This is a genomic window from Citrobacter sp. Cs237 (assembly GCF_030332325.1).
Lineage (GTDB): Bacteria > Pseudomonadota > Gammaproteobacteria > Enterobacterales > Enterobacteriaceae > Citrobacter_A > Citrobacter_A sedlakii.
In genome coordinates this window covers 43,691-64,022 of record NZ_JAOWIB010000089.1, presented here as the reverse complement: position 1 = coordinate 64,022, position 20,332 = coordinate 43,691, and the positions used below count along the sequence as shown (strand labels likewise).

Genomic DNA, 20,332 nt, shown 5'->3' with positions numbered 1-20,332 from the left:
GAGGTAATAACCAGTAAGCAAGATACAAGTAGGCTCTTATGCAATTTACTCCAGATACTGCGTGGAAAATTACCGGCTTTGCCCGTGAAATAAGTCCTGCATACCGTCAGAAACTGCTTTCCCTCGGCATACTGCCGGGTTCCTCATTTAACGTGGTGCGCGTCGCGCCCCTGGGTGATCCGGTGCATATCGAAACCCGCCGCGTCAGCCTGGTATTACGGAAAAAAGACCTGGCGTTATTAGAAGTGGAAGCGGTTTCCTGCTAATACAGTGAGTCTATAACAATGAAAAAATTAACCATTGGTTTAATTGGTAATCCAAATTCCGGCAAGACAACATTATTTAACCAGCTTACCGGCGCGCGCCAGCGCGTGGGCAACTGGGCTGGCGTGACGGTCGAACGCAAAGAAGGCCTGTTTTCTACCACTGACCACCAGGTGACGCTGGTCGACCTGCCCGGCACTTATTCTCTGACCACCATTTCGTCACAAACCTCTCTCGATGAGCAGATTGCCTGCCATTACATTCTGAGCGGCGACGCAGATCTGTTAATCAACGTCGTGGACGCCTCCAACCTCGAGCGCAACCTGTACCTGACGCTGCAATTGCTGGAGCTGGGGATCCCCTGCATTGTCGCGCTTAACATGCTGGATATCGCCGAAAAACAGCAGATCCGAATCGACATTGATGCGCTGTCCGCGCGTCTCGGCTGCCCGGTAGTTCCGCTGGTGTCCACCCGTGGACGCGGTATCGAAGCACTGAAGCTGGCGATCGATCGCCACAGCAAAAATGAAAACGTCGAATTGGTACATTATGCCCAGCCGTTGCTACGTGAAGCGGATAACCTGGCAAACCTGATGGCGCAGACCATGCCTTCGCACCAGCGTCGCTGGCTCGGTTTACAGATGCTGGAGGGCGACATTTACAGCCGCGCTTACGCCGGGGATGCCGCGCAGCAACTGGACGCCTCGTTCGCTCGCCTGAGCGAAGAGATGGACGATCCGGCGCTACACATCGCTGACGCCCGCTACCAGTGCATCGCCGCCATCTGCGACGTGGTGAGCAACACCCTGACGGCGGAGCCCAGCCGCTTCACCACGGCGGTGGACAAAATCGTCCTCAACCGCTTCCTGGGGCTGCCAGTCTTCCTGTTTGTGATGTACCTGATGTTCCTGCTCGCCATTAACATCGGCGGCGCGTTGGCGCCCATCTTCGACGCCGGTTCTGTCGCCGTCTTTATTCACGGCATCCAGTGGATTGGCTACACCCTCCACTTCCCGGACTGGCTGACCATTTTCCTCGCCCAGGGGATTGGCGGCGGTATCAATACTGTTCTGCCGCTGGTACCGCAAATCGGCATGATGTACCTGTTCCTTTCTTTCCTCGAAGACTCCGGTTACATGGCGCGCGCCGCGTTTGTCATGGACCGCCTGATGCAGGCGCTGGGGCTACCAGGAAAATCGTTTGTTCCGCTGATCGTCGGCTTTGGCTGCAACGTCCCGTCGGTGATGGGCGCCCGTACGCTGGACGCGCCGCGTGAACGCCTGATGACCATCATGATGGCGCCGTTTATGTCCTGCGGCGCGCGCCTGGCGATTTTCGCCGTCTTTGCGGCCGCCTTCTTCGGGCAAAACGGCGCGCTGGCAGTGTTCTCCCTGTACGTGCTGGGCATTGTGATGGCAGTGCTGACCGGCCTGATGCTCAAACACACCATTATGCGCGGCGAAGCCTCGCCGTTTGTGATGGAACTGCCGGTTTATCATATCCCCCACATTAAAAGCCTGGTGATCCAGACCTGGCAGCGTCTGAAAGGCTTTGTACTGCGCGCCGGTAAAGTGATCGTCATCGTCAGCATCTTCCTGAGCGCGTTTAACAGCTTCTCGCTGGACGGTAAAATCGTCGACAACATCAACGACTCTGCCCTGGCTTCCGTTAGCCGCGTAATTACGCCTGTCTTCAAGCCGATCGGCGTACACGAGGATAACTGGCAGGCCACAGTAGGTCTGTTCACCGGTGCGATGGCGAAAGAAGTGGTTGTCGGTACGCTCAACACCCTTTACACCGCGGAAAACATTCAGGAAGAGGCGTTTAACCCGGCTGAGTTCAGCCTTGGCGGCGAACTGCTCGACGCGCTGGAAGAAACCTGGCAGAGCCTGAAAGATACGCTCAGCCTGAGCGTTCTGGCGAACCCGATCGAAGCCAGCAAGGGTGATGGCGAAATGGCGACCGGCGCGATGGGCGTCATGGATGCGAAATTTGGCAGCGCGGCGGCGGCTTACAGCTACCTGATTTTCGTCCTGCTGTACGTTCCGTGCATCTCAGTGATGGGCGCAATCGCTCGCGAGTCCAGCCGCGGCTGGATGGGCTTCTCCATTCTGTGGGGGCTGAACATCGCATACTCGCTGTCGACCCTGTTCTATCAGGTCGCCAGCTACGGCGAACATCCAACCTATAGCCTGGTGTGCATTCTGGCGGTGATTCTGTTTAACGTCGTGGTGATTGGCCTGCTGCGTCGGGCGCGGAGCCGGGTGGATGTTAATCTGCTGGCGACGCGTAAAAGCGCCAGCGCCTGCTGCGCCGCGTCGACCACCACCGGCGACTGTCACTAAGGGCTGAACGATGGCTTCACTGATTCAGGTTCGCGATTTACTGGCGCTGCGAGGGCGCATGGAGGCGGCGCAAATCAGCCAGACGCTGCATACGCCACAGGCAATGATCGACGCGATGCTGAATCAACTGGAAACGATGGGAAAAGCCGCGCGGATTCAGGAAGAACCCGACGGCTGCCTTTCGGGAAGCTGTAAAAGCTGTCCGGAAGGCAAAGCCTGCCTGCGCGAATGGTGGACATTGCGCTAAACCCTCCCCCGGCGCTAAAAACGATACCTTCTGCCCCGTGTCGTTTTTTGCGCGCTCCGTTCCGCGAAAATGAACCGCTTTCACCACGCGTGATGATTCCTTCGTCCTCTTTCGCAGGATGAACTTTTACCGGGTGCGGCCAACAGCCCCGACGTTTACGCTTCCGTCCTCTGACTATTTACGTGACGGAACACCATAATGACCTCAACGCCGCATGATGCGATTTTCAAAACCTTTCTCCGCCATCCCCCAACCGCGCGGGACTTCCTTAAACTCCATCTGCCCGCAGCGGTGCGACACCTCTGCGATTTGAAAACGCTGAAGCTGGAATCGGGCAGCTTTATCGAGGAACAACTGCGGGCTTATTATTCCGATATCTTGTGGTCGCTTAAAACCCGCGAAGGAGACGCCTATATCTACATTGTTATTGAGCATCAAAGCACGCCGGATGCGCACATGGCGTTTCGGCTGATGCGTTACGCCATCGCGGCGATGCAGCAGCACCTGGACGCGGGGCATAAAAAATTGCCACTGGTGGTGCCGATGCTGTTTTATCACGGCACGGAAAGTCCCTACCCATTTTCCCTTTGCTGGCTTGATGAATTTGATAACCCCTCACTGGCAAGAGAGCTTTATGCCACCGCATTTCCCCTTGTGGATATCACCGTCATACCGGATGACGAGATCATGCAGCATCGACGAATGGCGTTGCTTGAGCTGATACAAAAGCATATTCGCACCCGTGACCTGCTTGGGCTGGTGGAAAAGCTGGCGACGCTGCTTGTTAAAGGACACGCTAATGACAAACAGCTTAAAGCGCTATTTAATTATCTCTTGCGTTCCGGCGACACCGATCGCTTTGATGAGTTTATTCACGCGGTGACCGAACGTTTACCCCAGCACAAGGAGAGGATGATGACGATTGCCGAAAGATTACGCCAGGAAGGCCATCAACGCGGCCTTGAAAATGGATTGAAAAAGGGTATAAAAAAAGGCTTACGGTTAGGTAAACGCGAAGAAGCGCAACGCATTGCGCGCACCATGCTGGCGGATGGAATCGATCGGCGTACGGTGTCAAGAATCACCGGCCTGTCTGCCGCTGAAGTAATGCGATTAAGCCACTGATACCCTGCCCGGCGAGTGCCGGGCCTGGCAACAGGCATTACAGTGACTGTTTCAACGCAATCAGCGCTTCACAAAACGCCGCTGGATGAGAAATAAACGGGGCATGTGCCGCCTTCGTAAAGATCTGCGATTCACTCTGCGGCCACAGCGCATCCAGCACTGGCACAATCTTACGCGGCACCAGACCGTCCAGGTAACCGTACAGGCGCAGGAAAGGCACCTGCACGGCTTTCAGCGGTTCGCGCAGATCAACCGTTTTAAGGATCTCCAGTCCGCCGTTGAGCACGTCTACCGGCGGCATGGGCAACGCCAGCACCGTTTTCTTCAGCGCGCGGGCATCCTGGCGCGCCGACGCCGTGCCCATGGTTTGCAGCGCCAGAAAACGCTCAACCGTCCGCTGAAAGTCCTCACTTAGCTGCTGCTGGAAACCCGCCAGTACTTCAGGCTTGATCCCCGGCCAGCCGTCACGGGCGCTAAAGCAGGGAGAGGACGCCACCGTTACCAGCGCCTGCACACGTTCAGGACGCGTTAGCGCCACCTGGCTTGCCACCAGCCCTCCCAGACTCCAGCCCAGCCAGATCGCGTTCTCTGGCGCCTGTTTCAGTACGTGAACCGCCATCTCCTCAAGCGACATCGCGCCAAACCCCTGACTGCGCCCAAAACCGGGGAGATCGACCAGATGCAGCGTGAAATGCGAGCTAAGTTCCTCGCTAATGCAATGCCACACCTCCGCATTCAGTCCCCATCCGTGCAGCAGCACAAGATGACACTTTCCCTCGCCGCGGGTCTGCCACCAAATGTCATTCATCAGTTACTGTTCTCTTTTCACTTACAAGGATGAACCTATGCTAACAGTACCGGGATTATGCTGGCTATGTCGGATGCCGCTGGCGCTAAGCCGTTGGGGTCTTTGCTCCGTCTGCCAGCGGGCGACGGGCCACCGCGTCTTGCTTTGTCCGCGCTGTGGGCTGCCTTGCGCGCATCCAACCCTGCCCTGCGGCCGCTGTCTGCAAAAACCGCCGCCGTGGCAGCGGTTGATTATGGTAAACGACTATACGCCGCCGTTGAGTACGCTTATTCACCAGCTTAAGTTTTCCCGACGCGGGGAGATCGCCCCCGCGCTGGCGCGTTTGCTGTTGCTGTCAGTGTTACAGGCACGTCGTCAGAGCGGATTCATCCGCCCAGACAGGCTGATTAGCGTTCCGCTCTGGTCGCGTCGCCACTGGCGCAGAGGATTTAATCAAAGCGAACTGCTGTGCCGACCGCTGGCGCGTTGGCTAAATTGTCCCTGGGACGATCGCTGCGTCACGCGCATACGTCCTACCGCGCCCCAGCATCATCTCAGCGCCCGACTGCGTAAACGCAACCTGAAAAACGCCTTTCGCCTTGAATTGCCGGTAAAGGGACTCCATATGGTTGTTGTGGATGATGTCGTCACTACCGGCAGTACCGTCGGGGAGCTCGCGAAGCTGCTTTTGCGCAACGGCGCGGCGACGGTCCAGGTATGGTGCCTGTGTCGAACCTTGTAGAGCCTCGATGATGGGCGTATTATAACCAACTAAAATAGTCAACTATTAGGCCATTACTATGATCCGTATTTCCGATGCTGCACAAGCGCACTTTGCCAAACTGCTGGCAAATCAGGAAGAAGGGACACAAATCCGCGTATTTGTGATCAATCCCGGTACGCCTAACGCTGAATGTGGCGTTTCTTATTGTCCGCCGGACGCCGTGGAAGCAACCGACACCGCCCTGAAATTTGATCTGCTGACTGCGTATGTTGATGAACTGAGCGCACCGTTTCTGGAAGATGCGGAAATCGATTTCGTCACCGACCAGTTAGGTTCTCAGTTAACCCTGAAAGCGCCGAACGCCAAAATGCGTAAAGTGGCTGACGATGCGCCGCTGATGGAACGCGTTGAATACATGCTGCAATCGCAGATTAACCCGCAGCTTGCCGGTCACGGCGGTCGCGTTTCACTGATGGAGATCACCGACGAAGGCTACGCCATCCTGCAGTTTGGCGGCGGCTGTAACGGGTGCTCCATGGTTGACGTCACCCTGAAAGAAGGGATCGAAAAGCAGCTGCTGAACGAATTCCCGGAACTGAAAGGCGTTCGCGACCTGACTGAACACCAGCGCGGCGAACACTCATACTACTAAGTCCGGCCTCCCTTTTGCCCGGTGGGCTACCGCTTACCGGGCCTGCTCACGCGTATCTGTCTTGCACATACGGCTGTTCATCCGTCATAAAATGCCCTTCTGCTACCCCAATAATTTGACCTGCCTCGCATAATTTAAATTTTGCCTACCGGGGTGATTTTCAATCACAACATGTTACCCGTATCATTCGCATGGGCACCCAACACACACATAACATCCGACTAAACTAAATAGTTCGAAGGAAATCAGTCACGGTGCCGTTACGTCTCTGTTCCCAGTTGGGACAACCGGAAATTGTCGTCTAAACACTGACGTTACCCATAACAAAATGAAAGGCCAGGTAAATCATGCCATTAGTCATCGTTGCTATCGGTGTAATCTTGCTATTACTCCTGATGATCCGCTTCAAAATGAACGGCTTCATCGCTCTCGTCCTGGTGGCGCTTGCTGTTGGATTGATGCAAGGAATGCCGCTGGATAAAGTTATCGGCTCGATCAAAGCGGGCGTCGGCGGTACCCTGGGAAGCCTCGCCCTGATCATGGGCTTTGGCGCCATGCTGGGCAAAATGCTGGCGGACTGCGGCGGCGCACAGCGTATCGCCACCACCCTGATTGCCAAATTTGGTAAACAGCACATCCAGTGGGCCGTGGTATTAACCGGCTTTACCGTTGGTTTCGCCCTGTTCTACGAAGTGGGCTTTGTGCTGATGCTGCCGCTGGTCTTTACGATTGCGGCTGCGGCCAACATTCCGCTGCTGTACGTCGGCGTCCCCATGGCGGCTGCGCTGTCCGTCACCCACGGCTTTCTGCCGCCGCACCCGGGCCCGACCGCTATCGCCACCATTTTCCAGGCCGATATGGGTAAAACGCTGCTGTTCGGTACTATCCTGGCGATCCCGACCGTTATTCTGGCAGGTCCGGTATTTGCTCGCTGCCTGAAAGGCATCGATAAGCCGATCCCGGAAGGTCTGTACAGCGCGAAAACCTTTAGCGAAGAAGAGATGCCGAGCTTTGGCGTCAGCGTCTGGACTTCGCTGGTCCCGGTTGTGCTGATGGCGATGCGCGCCGTTGCCGAAATGGTCTTGCCGAAAGGCCACGCCTTCCTGCCGGTGGCGGAGTTCTTTGGCGACCCGGTAATGGCGACACTGATTGCGGTGCTGATCGCCCTGTTCACCTTCGGCCTGAACCGTGGTCGTTCGATGGATCAGATTAACGACACCCTGACTTCTTCGATCAAAATTATCGCCATGATGCTGTTGATCATCGGCGGCGGCGGTGCGTTCAAACAGGTGCTGGTTGACAGCGGCGTGGACAAATACATCGCGTCAATGATGCATGAAACCAACATTTCCCCGCTCCTGATGGCGTGGTCTATCGCAGCCGTTCTGCGTATCGCGCTGGGTTCTGCAACCGTTGCAGCAATTACCGCTGGCGGGATTGTCGCGCCGCTGATTGCCACAACCGGCGTGAGTCCTGAGCTAATGGTGATTGCAGTTGGCTCCGGTAGCGTAATTTTCTCTCACGTGAACGATCCGGGCTTCTGGCTGTTTAAAGAATACTTCAACCTGACAATCGGTGAGACCATCAAGTCCTGGTCGATGCTGGAAACCATTATCTCAGTCTGCGGCCTGATTGGCTGTCTGCTGCTGGGGATGGTGGTCTGATCGCTTTCTGTGCCGGATGGCGACACGAAACGTCGTATCCGGCACATCATCAGGACAGTAAAAACCCGTCTTTCGACGGGTTTTGTTTTACCTCTTCTTCGTGGCCGCGCGTCGCCGCTTGTCCAGATCCTTAATCAGTTTATTCACCTTTTCATCCGCAAACATCGTTTCAAGCGTGGCGGACAGCTTACGACGCCAGTTTTTGTACTGATAGCTGGTGCCCGGAATGTTCACCGGTTCCGCCATATCCAGCCAGTCTTCCGGCTGTAAACCCAACAGGGCACTGTTACTGTCGGCGATATATCGCTGCATACCGCGATTCAGCGTTGGCGTCATCGCCATCAGCGAAGCCTTATGCCCGGCGCGTTTAGGCAGACAGCCATACTTGTGCAGAGCGTCCAGCAGCCCCTGCTTCGCCAGCTCGCGATCCTGATACAGGCCGCGCAGCACGACATCGTCAGGATACAGCCCCAGCGTTTTACCAAGCGTCAGGTCTCCGCTCTCCCAGTAGCCTCGCAGCGTAGGAAGGTCATGCGTCGTCGCGACAGCCATTGATTGTTCCGGATACGCTTTCGGCGCACGGTAGGTCTTCTCATGATCGTTCTCGAAGTAGAGGACTTTGTACGAGTACACGCCGCTGTCACGCAGCTTGCCGACAATCTCCACCGGCACCGTACCCAGATCTTCCCCAATCACCATGCACTGATGCCGGTGGCTTTCAAGCGCCAGAATCGACAGCAGATCGTCGACCGGATAATGAACATACGCGCCGTGGTCGGCGGTTTCACCATACGGGATCCACCACAGACGCAGCATCGACATCACATGGTCGATACGCAGCGCGCCACAGTTCTGCATATTGGCGCGCAGCAGCTCAATAAATGGTTCGTAAGCGCGCGCCGCCATAATATGCGGATCCATTGGCGGCAGCCCCCAGTTTTGCCCAAGCGGACCGAGAATATCCGGCGGCGCGCCAACCGACGCTTTCAGGCAATACAGCTCGCGGTCGCACCAGGTTTCCGCCCCGCCTTCCGCCACGCCTACCGCCAGATCACGGTACAGGCCGACCGGCATGCTATAGCCCTGGCTGGTTTCCCAGCACGCCGCAAACTGGGTGTACGCCAGCCACTGTAGCCAGAGATAAAAATCCACTTCGTCGCGGTGTGCGTCACAAAAGGCTTTGACCGCCGGTGAGTCCACCGACTGATACGCCTGCGGCCAGACCGGCCACCCCCAGCGCAGTTCGTCTTCTTTCACCTGTGCGGCATGCAACGCATCAAACGCCGCCTGCCAGTAGAGGCTTTCGCCTTCCTGCGCCACAAAATGGCGGAACGCCGCCATCTGCTCATCATCACGCACGGCAAAGCGTTTCCACGCCATGCGCAGAGCCGCCAATTTAAGCGCGGTGACGGTCGAATAATCGACCCATTCGGCCTCCCGCGCCTGCTTCAATGTTTGCTGCGTGGTTGGCATTTGCCACCATGCCTGCGCCTCTTCACTCAGGCGGAAATCGTCGACCGCATTCACGTCAATATAAATCACGTTCAACCAACGGCGTGACGATGGGCTATAAGGGCTGGCGCTTTCAGGGTTGGCAGGATAAAGCGCGTGAATCGGATTTAATCCAATAAACGCCCCGCCGCGTTTGGCGACGTCAACCAGCATGGCTTTCAGATCGCCGAAATCGCCAATTCCCCAGTTGTTGTCTGAGCGCAGCGTATAAAGCTGCACGCACGCGCCCCACAATTTTTTACCGTCCAGTAATGCCTGCGGTTCATAGCAGCGCTTCGGCGCGACGATAATCCGGCAATGGCTGCGCTGCTCCCCTTGCGTCAGCGTCAGCGAGTGATAACCGGGCGGCAGCTTCGCCGGCAGGTTGAACGCTTTGCCGCCTGTCGCATGGCCTTTGAACGGCTCGCCCTGTTCGGTCGTCAACAGCCAGCTAAACTCGCCTTTGCCTTCGACGGTGAGCGACATTTTTTTGCCCGCGGTAAACACCCTGACGCCCGGCACAGGCGTCGTCGCCTTCCCGGCGTCGGGGATACGGTGCATTGCGTCCAGCAAACGCCGCTTGGTTTCGGCGCCAATTGACTGCGGTTTGCCGTGGGCATTGATGTAATGGGGGCTGATCCCCGCCGCCAGCGCGGCATTATCAAGACGTTTGCTCTCCATCGCGCTCCCTTAGCGTTTGGCCTGCCAGATACGGGTCTGATAATCACGGATAGAACGATCCGAGCTGAACATGCCGCAGCGCGCAGAGTTCAGGATCGCCGCGCGAGTCCAGCCCTCCGGGTCACGGTACAGCACATCCACCTGCTTCTGCGCCTCTACGTAAGCGGCGAAATCGGCCATCACCAGATACGGGTCGCCGCCCTGCTTGCCGATGCTGTGCAGCATCGGATCGAAAGCGTGTTTGTCGCCGTCGCTGTACTTACCGCTTTCCAGCTCTTTCAGCACCGCATCCAGCAGCTTATCTTTCTTACGCCACTTCACCGGGTCGTAGCCTTTCGCCTTCAGGGCTTTCACTTCTTCCACGGTATGGCCAAAAATAAAGATGTTTTCATCACCAACTTTCTCGGCGATTTCGACATTCGCCCCGTCCAGCGTACCGACCGTCAGCGCGCCGTTCAGCGCCAGCTTCATATTGCCGGTTCCGGAGGCTTCTTTACCCGCCGTGGAGATTTGCTCCGAGATATCCGCCGCCGGGATCAGCATTTCCGCCGCCGACACGCAGTAGTCCGGCAGGAACACCACTTTCAGCTTATCGCCGACCTTCGGATCGTTGTTGATGGTGTCCGCCACTTTATTAATAGCGAAGATGATATTTTTCGCCAGGTAGTAGCCCGGCGCCGCCTTCGCGCCAAACAGGAATACGCGCGGCACACGGTCAGTCTGGGGGTTTTCGCGGATCTCTTTATACAGCGCCACAATATGCAGCAGGTTCAGATGCTGGCGTTTGTACTCATGCAGGCGCTTAATCTGAATGTCAAAAATCGCCTGCGGGTTAATCGCAATACCGGTACGCGCTTTTACAAACTCGGCCAGACGTACTTTGTTAGCCTGTTTGATGTCGCGCCAGGTCTGACGGAATTTCGCGTCGTCAGCGTACTTCTCAAGGTTGATCAACTGATCGAGATCGTTGGCCCACTCTTTTTTCAGCGTCTTATCCAACAGCGCCGCCAACTGCGGGTTGCACTGTTTGATCCAGCGGCGCGGGGTAATGCCGTTGGTGACATTGTGGAATTTGTTTGGCCACAGCTGATGGTATTCGGGGAACAGATCTTTCACCACCAGATCGGAGTGCAGTGCCGCCACGCCGTTAACCGCAAAGCCGCTGACCACGCACAGGTTCGCCATGCGCACCTGTTTGTCATGCACCACCGCCAGCTTCGCCCAGACCTGCTTGTCGCCAGGCCAGGTTTTATCGACCAGCGTTTTAAAGCGGGTGTTAATCTCTTTAATAATCTGCATATGACGCGGCAGCAGCGCTTTTACCAGCTTCTCATCCCAACACTCCAGCGCTTCCGGCATCAGGGTGTGGTTGGTGTAGGCGAAGGTGCGGCTGGTGATCGCCCAGGCGTCATCCCAGCTCATCTGATGTTCGTCAATCAGCACACGCAGCAGTTCCGGGATCGCAATGGTCGGATGGGTGTCGTTCAGTTGAATGACTTCGTAATCCGCCAGCTCGTGCAGCTTACGCCCCGCCAGATGATGGCGACGCAGAATGTCGGCCACCGAGCAGGCGCACTGGAAATATTGCTGCATCAGGCGCAGCTTTTTGCCTGCGGTATGGTTGTCGTTCGGGTAGAGCACTTTGGTCAGTTTGTCAGCATCGATGCCCTGTTGCTCGGCACGCAGGAAATCGCCGTCGTTAAATTTGGTCAGGTTAAACGGATGCGCATGGGTGGCTTGCCACAGACGCAGCGGTTGCGCTACGCCGTTACGGTAACCCAGTACCGGCAGATCCCACGCCTGCCCGGTGATCGTAAAGCCAGGCTCCCAGCGCCCGTCCTTCGTTACTTTCCCGCCGATCCCCACCTGCACGTCAAGCGCTTCATTATGGCGGAACCACGGGTAGCTACCGCGATGCCAGTCGTCCGGCGCTTCCATTTGCTTACCGTCGGCAAACGACTGGCGGAACAGCCCGTACTGGTAGTTGAGGCCATAGCCGGTCGCAGACTGTCCGACGGTCGCCATGGAATCAAGGAAGCAGGCCGCCAGACGGCCCAGCCCCCCGTTGCCCAGCGCCGGGTCAATCTCTTCTTCCAGCAGGTCAGTGAGGTGAACGCCGTGTGCTTTCAGCGTCTCGCTCACCCCTTCATACCAGCCCAAATTCAACAGGTTATTACCGGTCAGGCGTCCAATCAGAAACTCCATTGAAATGTAGTTCACATGGCGCTGGTTTTTCACCGGCTTCGCCACAGGTTGGGCGCTGAGTAATTCCGCCAGCGCGCCGCTGACCGCCTGCCACCACTGGCGGGACGTCATCTCGTGAGCTGACAGTAAACCGAAACGCTGCCACTGACGCGTCAGGGCAGCCTGAAATTGCTCTTGATTGAAGGTAGGCTGTGACATAGGAATTCCGGGTCCTTTGGTAATAAAACAACGTTATCGCTAGTTTGCCTGGCTCATTGTTGACCTTCCTCATCCCACCCGGGATTAGACAGGGAGGAGTAGTGGGGATGAGCGCAAAAATGTGATCGAGGCCACTTTCGCGCATCTTTCCCTGCGGTTCAGCTTACCGTCACTTGCTTATTTGAACCCAAATTTGGTTTGGCCAGACCAACTTCCGTGAATGGGGATGAATCGCCTGTCCGGTATATATGAGAATGTGTTACGACGTCTTTTATTATTACTGGAATGCAATAATAAAAATAGTTGAATTACCGATATAACACGCGCACACTTAAATAGCTTTATTTCAATATATTATTTACGCAAATATTTTATAAGGAAATAATATGGCTCATTTATCCTGGCTTACGCTAAAGGGAGAGTTACAGGGTGATATCTCGGCCCGGTGCGGCTCACGGAATTCGATTGGTAATAAATCTCAGGCCAGTCGTATTGATCAGATAATGATTTACGCACTTGAGCATGAAACATCCCGCCAGCAAAATGTTTGCCATCATGAATTGCAAATCATCAAGCCCGTTGACCGTTCGTCGCCGTTACTCAACAAAGCTATAAATGATAACGAAACGCTTGAGTGTGAGATCCATCTCTATCGGGTTAATCCGGAAGGGCATCAAGAGATTTATTATAAAATAAAGTTATTCAAAGCGCATATTTCTAACATCAAAATGATAGTACCACATAATATTATTGAAAATGGTAACGAAGCACAGGAACGCGTTTGTTTTACGTATGAATCCATCAGTTGGGAACACTGTATAGCGAGCACCAGCGCTTTCAGTTTCTGGAACGACCGTCTTTTCTGAATCTGGACAGCTTATATAAGGGAATAGTATGCGTCACCGACCCTCTTCGTTATACAACACCGATCATTACAGGGAAGATCCACTACGCGATTCATCAGACTTCCGCTGGCATTCAATGAATCCTGCGCTGCGTGATATGGCTTTTATGGATGGTTCATTTATTACCCAACATCATCACATTCTCCTGCTGACCCTGGAAGAAGCGCAGCAAGTTATCGACGATTTGATGGGTGGCGTCGATCGTTTTTTTTCATATCGGGCAGGGCCTGGCAATATAAAGGATGGGCTGGATGCCTTTCGCAGTCTGTCAAAGCTCACCACCTGGTACAACCCTGCTAAGGAGTTGATGTTTAACTTTGATGTTTTGAAAATCAAAGCCATTGAATACAAAGTGGGCGGTAAAACCTATATAAAAATTACCGGATACCCTGGCTTACGGCGCATACTTACCGGTACTCGCTACGGCGCTAATCACCCCCAAATACTGGAGATGGCCATCGGTAAACGGGGGCTTTACCACAACATCCGCAATGGAGTCAGATATTGCATCTATTTTTCGCTGGCCTGGCGGGCTATCGAACTCATTTTTAAGTCTGACTATGACCTGACTGATTTTCTGGTCGATATCACAATGGATATGGCAAAAGCTGTGGTGTCGGGAGTTTTGATTGGGTTAGTCGCAGGCGTTTTGGCTTTGATGAGTTTACCTATAATTGTTACAACCGGCTTTATAATTGCCATAGGCATAGGTATCAATATTGGATTAAACATACTTGATGACAAGTTGGGGCTATCAAACGAGTTAAAGGGAAAGGTTCGGGATTATACGCTTCATCATATAAAAAGTTGTAATTACGAATTCCCCTCCCCTGACTCCCACTTATATTGAGGATGCTTATGCATAATTTATGGTTACGAATCATGGTCATTATTTTTATGATTTTCTGCATTATTTTTATAGATTTTTTATTATTTGGTTTAGTAATGACAGATTTTTTATCTTTAATTAAAGCAGGGGATATTATATCTTACAACAAAACATGTATACTTATTGGCGCGACTCCTTTAGTCATATATGTTGCATTAGCTATGATTCGTATTTTATTTAGTCAAGACGTAAAGTACAAAGCGCTTCCCGACCCTTATGAAAAATGGGTACTTCTTACCATTACCTTTTCTTTTATCCTTGGTTTCATTGCTGATTGCATTATCCCTTTTTTATTCATGGCGTTGTCTTACCATTCCTGCCCTCAGGACACGCTTCGCGATTATCATGTAACCGATATCGCGCTCTGCAAAACGCTCGTCGATAATCGTAGTTTCTGGTGATGATCCTTAAACAACGTCTGTTGCCAGGAAAATACTGCTGCTATTTCAAACCGTTTTCTGCTGCTTCGCCGCAGGGCATTTTCAATAATAATTTATCACCGTAAGTTACAATTAACGCGGTCACTTTCATGAATGCAAGTCCTTGCAAACTGTAATTATTCTTCAGCAAGAGTAAAAAAACCAACGTCATGCCGGGCAAACCAGACCCGACGCGGATTAGGCTTCAGAAAAATTTGTGATGCAGTGCAAATTAAGGCAGTCCATTACCGGACATAACTTGCAAAAGTTTCTAATCTGGCCGACCTTATAACCATTAATTACGAAGCGCAAAAAAAATCGCAGTTCCCCCATTTTCCACAGTGAAGTGTTAACTATGTTGATTCCGTCTAAACTAAGTCGTCCGGTTCGTCTCGACCATACGGTGGTTCGCGAGCGCCTGTTGGCTAAACTTTCCGGCGCGAACAATTACAGGCTCGCCCTGATCACAAGTCCTGCGGGATATGGGAAAACCACGCTCGTTTCACAATGGGCCGCAGGCAAAACCGATCTCGGCTGGTATTCGCTGGATGAAGGTGACAACCAGCAGGAACGGTTTGCCAGCTATCTGATTGCGGCAATTCAACAGGCCACCAACGGACACTGCGCCACCAGTGAAGTGATGGTGCAAAAACGCCAGTACGTCAGTCTGACCTCGCTGTTTGCGCAGCTGTTTATTGAACTGGCCGAATGGCATCGCCCGCTGTACCTGGTTATAGACGACTACCACCTGATCACCAATCCGGTGATTCACGAATCCATGCGCTTCTTCCTGCGCCATCAGCCGGAAAATCTTACCCTGGTGGTGCTGTCGCGTAATTTACCGCAGTTAGGCATTGCCAATCTGCGCGTACGCGATCAGCTTCTGGAGATCGGCAGCCAGCAGTTGGCCTTTAATCATCAGGAAGCGAAGCAGTTTTTCGATCGCCGTTTATCCTCCCCCATTGAAGCGGCTGAAAGTAGCCGGATGTGCGACGACGTTGCCGGTTGGGCGACAGCCCTGCAGCTGATCGCCCTTTCTGCACGGCAAAATAATAACTCAGCCCACCAGTCCGCACGCCGACTGGCAGGAATCAACGCCAGCCATCTCTCAGATTATCTGGTTGATGAAGTGCTCGACAGCGTCGACGTCAGCACCCGTCATTTCCTGCTGAAAAGCGCCATTCTGCGATCAATGAACGATGCGCTGATCGTCCGGGTGACCGGTGAAGAAAACGGTCAAATGCGTCTGGAGGAGATCGAGCGTCAGGGTTTATTCCTGCAACGAATGGATGACACCGGCGAATGGTTCAGCTACCACCCACTGTTTGGTAGCTTCCTGCGCCAGCGCTGCCAGTGGGAACTGGCGACAGAACTGCCGGAGATTCACCGCGCCGCCGCCGAAAGCTGGATGGCGCAGGGCTTCCCGAGCGAAGCTATCCACCACGCGCTGGCGGCAGGTGACGCGCATATGCTGCGCGATATCTTGTTGAATCACGCCTGGGGTCTGTTTAACCACAGCGAACTGGCGCTGCTGGAAGAGTCACTCAAAGCGCTGCCGTGGGAAAGTTTGCTGGAAAACCCGCGTCTGGTGCTGCTCCAGGCCTGGCTGATGCAGAGCCAGCACCGCTACAGCGAAGTGAATACTCTGCTGGCGCGCGCAGAACAAGAGATCAAAGGCATGATGGACAGCACCCTGCATGCCGAATTTAACGCGCTGCGGGCGCAGGTGGCGATCAACGACGGCAACCCTGACGAAGCGGAACGCCTGGCGAAACTGGCGCTGGACGAACTGCCCATTGCCTGGTTCTATAGCCGCATTGTCGCCACCTCGGTGCACGGCGAAGTGTTGCACTGTAAAGGCGACCTCTCCCGCTCGTTGGCGCTGATGCAGCAGACCGAGCAGATGGCGCGTCATCATGACGTCTGGCACTACGCGCTGTGGAGTCTGATCCAGCAAAGCGAAATCTTGTTTGCCCAGGGCTTTTTGCAGGCCGCCTGGGAAACACAGGAAAAAGCGTTCCAGTTGATCAAAGATCAGCATCTGGAACAGTTGCCGATGCACGAGTTCCTGGTACGCATCCGCGCACAGTTACTGTGGGCATGGGCGCGTCTGGACGAAGCGGAAGCCTCTGCCCGCAGCGGCATTGAAGTCCTTTCCACCTTCCAGCCCCAGCAGCAGCTCCAGTGTCTGGCCCTGCTGATCCAGTGCTCGCTGGCGCGCGGCGATCTGGATAATGCCCGCAGCCATCTTAACCGTCTGGAAAACCTGCTCGGCAACGGTCACTACCATAGCGACTGGATCTCCAACGCCGACAAAGTACGGGTAATCTACTGGCAGATGACCGGCGATAAAAAGTCCGCCGCTAACTGGTTGCGCCACACACCGAAACCGGAGTTTGCCAATAACCACTTCCTGCAGGGCCAGTGGCGCAACATTGCCCGCGCGCAGATCCTGCTGGGGGAATTCGAACCCGCGGAAATCGTGCTTGAAGAACTGAATGAGAACGCGCGCAGCCTACGGCTGATGAGCGATCTCAACCGTAACCTGCTGCTCCTGAACCAGCTTTACTGGCAGGCAGGGCGGAAAAACGACGCCCAGCGCGTGCTGCTCGACGCCTTACAGCTTGCCAACCGCACCGGTTTTATCAGCCATTTTGTGATTGAAGGCGAAGCGATGGCGCAGCAGTTACGCCAGTTGATCCAACTGAATACCTTGCCGGAGCTGGACCAGCATCGCGCCCAGCGGATCTTGCGCGAAATTAACCAGCATCACCGCCACAAGTTTGCCCACTTCGACGAAGGCTTTGTCGAGCGTCTGCTGAACCATCCGGAAGTGCCGGAGCTGATCCGCACCAGCCCGCTGACCCAACGTGAATGGCAGGTGCTGGGGCTGATTTACTCCGGGTACAGCAACGAGCAGATCGCCGGAGAGCTGGCCGTCGCCGCGACCACCATCAAAACCCACATCCGCAACCTGTATCAGAAACTTGGCGTGGCGCACCGTCAGGACGCGGTACAGCATGCGCAGCAGTTGCTGAAAATGATGGGTTATGGGGTGTAGCGCGCCGGTCTTTCGCGGGCGTTAACATCATATATGTTCTGACGCGAACTGGTGCGCCTGGCAGGTAATGAATTCCGCAAACGACGCGACTCCAGGCGCGAGATGTCGCCCCTTCGGCGTCACCAGATAGATCGCCCGCTCCAACGCCAAATCTTCAAATGGTAAAATCACGATATCTTTATGGTTGAACTGGAACAGGGTTAATCCGGTCGTAATGCTGACCCCGTAGTTGGCGGCAATCAGGCCCATCATCGTAGTTAGCTGCCGCACTTCCAGTTGATAATTAAAGCTCATGGACAGATTTTCGCAGAGCTTATCGGTGTACTGCCGAATACTGGTGCCGACACTGAAACCAATAAAGGGATAATCGCAAACCTGACTGAGCGATACCGAAGATTGTTGTGCCAGAGGATGTTCGCGATGACAGAGCAGATAAAATTTATCCGAGAACAATAACGTTGAATCGAACGTGGTCAACGAGGGTTGCCCGGCGGTTAATGCCATGTCCGCCTGACCATCAAGTAATGCCTTCAGACAGCGATCCCACTGGGTGTCGATCAATTTCACATTACTTTGCGGCACCCTCTTAGTGTATTTCACCAGTATTTCAGGTAGCCATTCCACCGCCAGCGAAGGCAACACCGCGAGGGTGATATCGTTATTATTACCTGCTACCCGGTCTTTGATTTCGCCCACGGCATCATCATGGCTCTGCACAATCTTGCGCGCCAGATCGAGAAAATGAATGCCATCCGCATTCAGCAACACACGCCGCGTATCCCTGTCGAATAGCCGGTAGCCAATCTCCTCTTCCAGAGATGCAATCAGAGTACTAAACGCGGGCTGAGAAAGGTTAAACCGCCGGGCCGCCTGAGTAAAACTATCAGCCTCGCTTAATATTAAAAAGGCCCTGAGTTGCTTAATCGAAAAATTCATTTCCTACTCCTGCCATCGAAATCATTAATTATTTTATCGGTTTTTAAAATGAATAAAAGGCAGTTAATTTCTTTTTATGACCCACCCCACATTAACCGCATTCCATTTCCGATGCACTACCCTGCCGCCACAAAAGTCATTTAAGCAAAACATACATAACAGACAGAGCAACCCTATGTTTACAAGGTCATTTTTATATTTAAGCAAATTAGTTATAGGGTTATTTTCATTTCAAATAGTCGCATTAAGACTTACAACAAATGACTCCATTGGATTTACAAATTAGTACCAACCGGCGCACTGTGATAAAAATTAATGCACTGCTAAAACATATAACCCCTGGGCATAATTAACATTGCATTTACTTTCATACTTTAGAAGCAGATAAATTTAATAAAAATATTAAGGAGAAACTCATGCTGGCGCTAATAGGTGTGCTTACCATAGCCACCTTATTATTTTTTATCATGTCTAAAAGGATGTCACCTCTGGTTGCCCTGATCGTTATTCCGGTGATTGGCGCGCTGGCTGCAGGTTGCGGAACAGATACCGCAAAATATGTGGTCGAAGGCATCACAAAACTGGCCCCGATGGCGGCGATGTTTGTCTTTGCGATCGCTTTTTTTGGCGTCGTGACCGATGCCGGGATGTTTGACCCTATCGTACGCGGTATATTGCGATTCGTCGGGACCAACCCGGTTAAAATCATCATCGGCACGGGCCTTCTGGCGCTCATCGCCCATCTTGACGGTAATGGCGCCGTGACCTTCTTAATCACCGTCCCCACCATGCTGCCGCTGTTCAATCGGCTCGGTATGGACAAACGGATCTTGCTTGGGATTGTTGCGCTCAGCGCCGGAGTCAACTTTTTACCCTGGACCGGGCCGATGATTCGCGCCTCTGCTGCATTGAACGTCACCACCCATGACCTCTTTATTCCGTTAATTCCAGCACAGCTCGCGGGCCTGACCTTTATGGTCATCATGGGCTGGTTCTGGGGTAAACGCGAAGAGAAACGCCTTGGCGCGGCCCACTTTGCTGCGGCCGCAGGCGATTTTTCGCATCATAAAGAACTGACCGAGCAGGAAAAAGTCCTGCGTCGTCCGCATCTTTTCTGGGTGAATATTGCGCTGGTTATTGCCGTGATCGGCACGATGGTGTTCACCCGCATCTCCCCCACCGTTGCCTTCATGATCGCCCTGACGCTGGCATTAATGATCAACTATCCGAATGTTGAAATGCAAAAAGAACGGATCAACGCCCACGCAAAAGCGGCGCTGATGATGGCCAGTATCCTGTTCGCGGCGGGGGCATTTACCGGAATCATGGGTGGTGCTGGCATGCTGAAAGCCATGTCCCATGCGGCGGTAGAGTTTATGCCTGAGGCACTGGCATCCCATATTCCGTTCATCGTCGGACTGATCTCGATGCCGCTGTCGTTGATTTTCGATCCAGACTCTTACTACTTCGGCATTATGCCTGTCGTCGCGCATACCGTGGATATTATGGGTATCCCTGCCATTCAGGTAGCTCAGGCATCAGTGCTCGGTCAGATGACCACCGGCTTCCCGGTCAGTCCACTGACTCCCGCGACCTTCCTGTTGGTCAGTCTTGCCGGTGTCGACCTCGCGGACCATCAAAAATTCTCCATCCCGGTCCTGTGGGCAGCCAGTGTCATTATGACCTTTGCCGCCGCCCTCACCGGCGTCTTCCCGATTTAACAGCACATTTCTTGTTAA

Annotated in this window: 16 protein-coding genes; 12 read left to right on the top strand and 4 right to left on the bottom strand. The window is 53.9% G+C overall.

Annotation, left to right across the window (positions count from 1 at the left end):
* Positions 1–38 precede the first annotated feature (38 nt).
* The 4 genes from feoA (at position 39) to OGY07_RS03270 (ending at position 3,981) form a co-directional block, all read left to right on the top strand.
* The gene (gene feoA / locus OGY07_RS03285; protein WP_286598628.1) at positions 39–266 is read left to right on the top strand and encodes a ferrous iron transporter A; all 228 of its coding nucleotides are present in this window, start codon (positions 39–41) and stop codon (positions 264–266) included.
* Between the two features lie 18 nt (positions 267–284).
* Entirely contained in the window at positions 285–2,609 is a 2,325-nt protein-coding gene (gene feoB / locus OGY07_RS03280; RefSeq protein ID WP_042286400.1) for a Fe(2+) transporter permease subunit FeoB, read from the top strand.
* Positions 2,610–2,619: 10 nt separating this feature from the next.
* The gene (gene feoC / locus OGY07_RS03275) at positions 2,620–2,856 is read left to right on the top strand and encodes a [Fe-S]-dependent transcriptional repressor FeoC (protein WP_060571179.1); all 237 of its coding nucleotides are present in this window, start codon (positions 2,620–2,622) and stop codon (positions 2,854–2,856) included.
* Positions 2,857–3,054: 198 nt separating this feature from the next.
* Complete coding sequence (locus OGY07_RS03270; protein ID WP_286598625.1) at positions 3,055–3,981, top strand: Rpn family recombination-promoting nuclease/putative transposase; 927 nt, start codon at positions 3,055–3,057, stop codon at positions 3,979–3,981.
* A gap of 37 nt (positions 3,982–4,018) precedes the next feature.
* Here the strand turns inward: OGY07_RS03270 and bioH are convergent, their stop codons facing one another.
* A complete protein-coding gene (gene bioH, locus OGY07_RS03265) occupies positions 4,019–4,789 on the bottom strand; it encodes a pimeloyl-ACP methyl ester esterase BioH (RefSeq protein WP_042286408.1) in 771 nt (256 codons plus the stop codon).
* 37 nt (positions 4,790–4,826) lie between these two features.
* Between bioH and gntX the strand changes: the two genes are divergently transcribed.
* The 3 genes from gntX to gntT all read left to right on the top strand — a co-directional run bounded on the left by gntX (position 4,827) and on the right by gntT (position 7,808).
* Positions 4,827–5,510 (top strand): DNA utilization protein GntX, encoded by a 684-nt coding sequence (gntX, locus tag OGY07_RS03260; RefSeq protein WP_060571176.1) that lies wholly within the window; start codon positions 4,827–4,829, stop codon positions 5,508–5,510.
* Positions 5,511–5,568: 58 nt separating this feature from the next.
* Positions 5,569–6,144 carry a Fe-S biogenesis protein NfuA gene (nfuA, locus tag OGY07_RS03255; RefSeq protein WP_012908340.1) on the top strand — a complete coding sequence of 192 codons (576 nt, stop codon included), beginning with the start codon at positions 5,569–5,571 and terminating at the stop codon, positions 6,142–6,144.
* Positions 6,145–6,491: 347 nt separating this feature from the next.
* Entirely contained in the window at positions 6,492–7,808 is a 1,317-nt protein-coding gene (gene gntT, locus OGY07_RS03250) for a gluconate transporter (protein ID WP_042286414.1), read from the top strand.
* Positions 7,809–7,895: 87 nt separating this feature from the next.
* On the opposite strand, the gene malQ is transcribed toward gntT, so the two are convergent.
* Both malQ and malP read right to left on the bottom strand, forming a co-directional pair.
* A complete protein-coding gene (gene malQ / locus OGY07_RS03245; RefSeq protein ID WP_286598621.1) occupies positions 7,896–9,980 on the bottom strand; it encodes a 4-alpha-glucanotransferase in 2,085 nt (694 codons plus the stop codon).
* Between the two features lie 9 nt (positions 9,981–9,989).
* Entirely contained in the window at positions 9,990–12,383 is a 2,394-nt protein-coding gene (gene malP / locus OGY07_RS03240) for a maltodextrin phosphorylase (protein WP_286598619.1), read from the bottom strand.
* A 386-nt stretch (positions 12,384–12,769) separates the two neighbouring features.
* Here malP and OGY07_RS03235 point away from each other — a divergent pair, with 386 nt between their 5' ends.
* From OGY07_RS03235 to malT, 4 genes are all read left to right on the top strand, one after another.
* Positions 12,770–13,249 carry an Hcp family type VI secretion system effector gene (locus tag OGY07_RS03235; protein ID WP_286598617.1) on the top strand — a complete coding sequence of 160 codons (480 nt, stop codon included), beginning with the start codon at positions 12,770–12,772 and terminating at the stop codon, positions 13,247–13,249.
* Between the two features lie 28 nt (positions 13,250–13,277).
* Complete coding sequence (locus OGY07_RS03230; RefSeq protein ID WP_286598615.1) at positions 13,278–14,138, top strand: hypothetical protein; 861 nt, start codon at positions 13,278–13,280, stop codon at positions 14,136–14,138.
* A gap of 32 nt (positions 14,139–14,170) precedes the next feature.
* Entirely contained in the window at positions 14,171–14,578 is a 408-nt protein-coding gene (locus OGY07_RS03225; protein ID WP_286598612.1) for a DUF1240 domain-containing protein, read from the top strand.
* Positions 14,579–14,951: 373 nt separating this feature from the next.
* Entirely contained in the window at positions 14,952–17,657 is a 2,706-nt protein-coding gene (malT, locus tag OGY07_RS03220; protein ID WP_286598609.1) for an HTH-type transcriptional regulator MalT, read from the top strand.
* 27 nt (positions 17,658–17,684) lie between these two features.
* On the opposite strand, the gene OGY07_RS03215 is transcribed toward malT, so the two are convergent.
* Positions 17,685–18,593, bottom strand: coding sequence for a LysR family transcriptional regulator (locus tag OGY07_RS03215; protein WP_211935141.1), 909 nt, complete (start codon positions 18,591–18,593; stop codon positions 17,685–17,687).
* Positions 18,594–19,009: 416 nt separating this feature from the next.
* On the opposite strand from OGY07_RS03215, the gene OGY07_RS03210 reads away from it, so the two are divergent.
* A complete protein-coding gene (locus OGY07_RS03210) occupies positions 19,010–20,314 on the top strand; it encodes a CitMHS family transporter (RefSeq protein WP_181822417.1) in 1,305 nt (434 codons plus the stop codon).
* Positions 20,315–20,332: the final 18 nt, after the last annotated feature.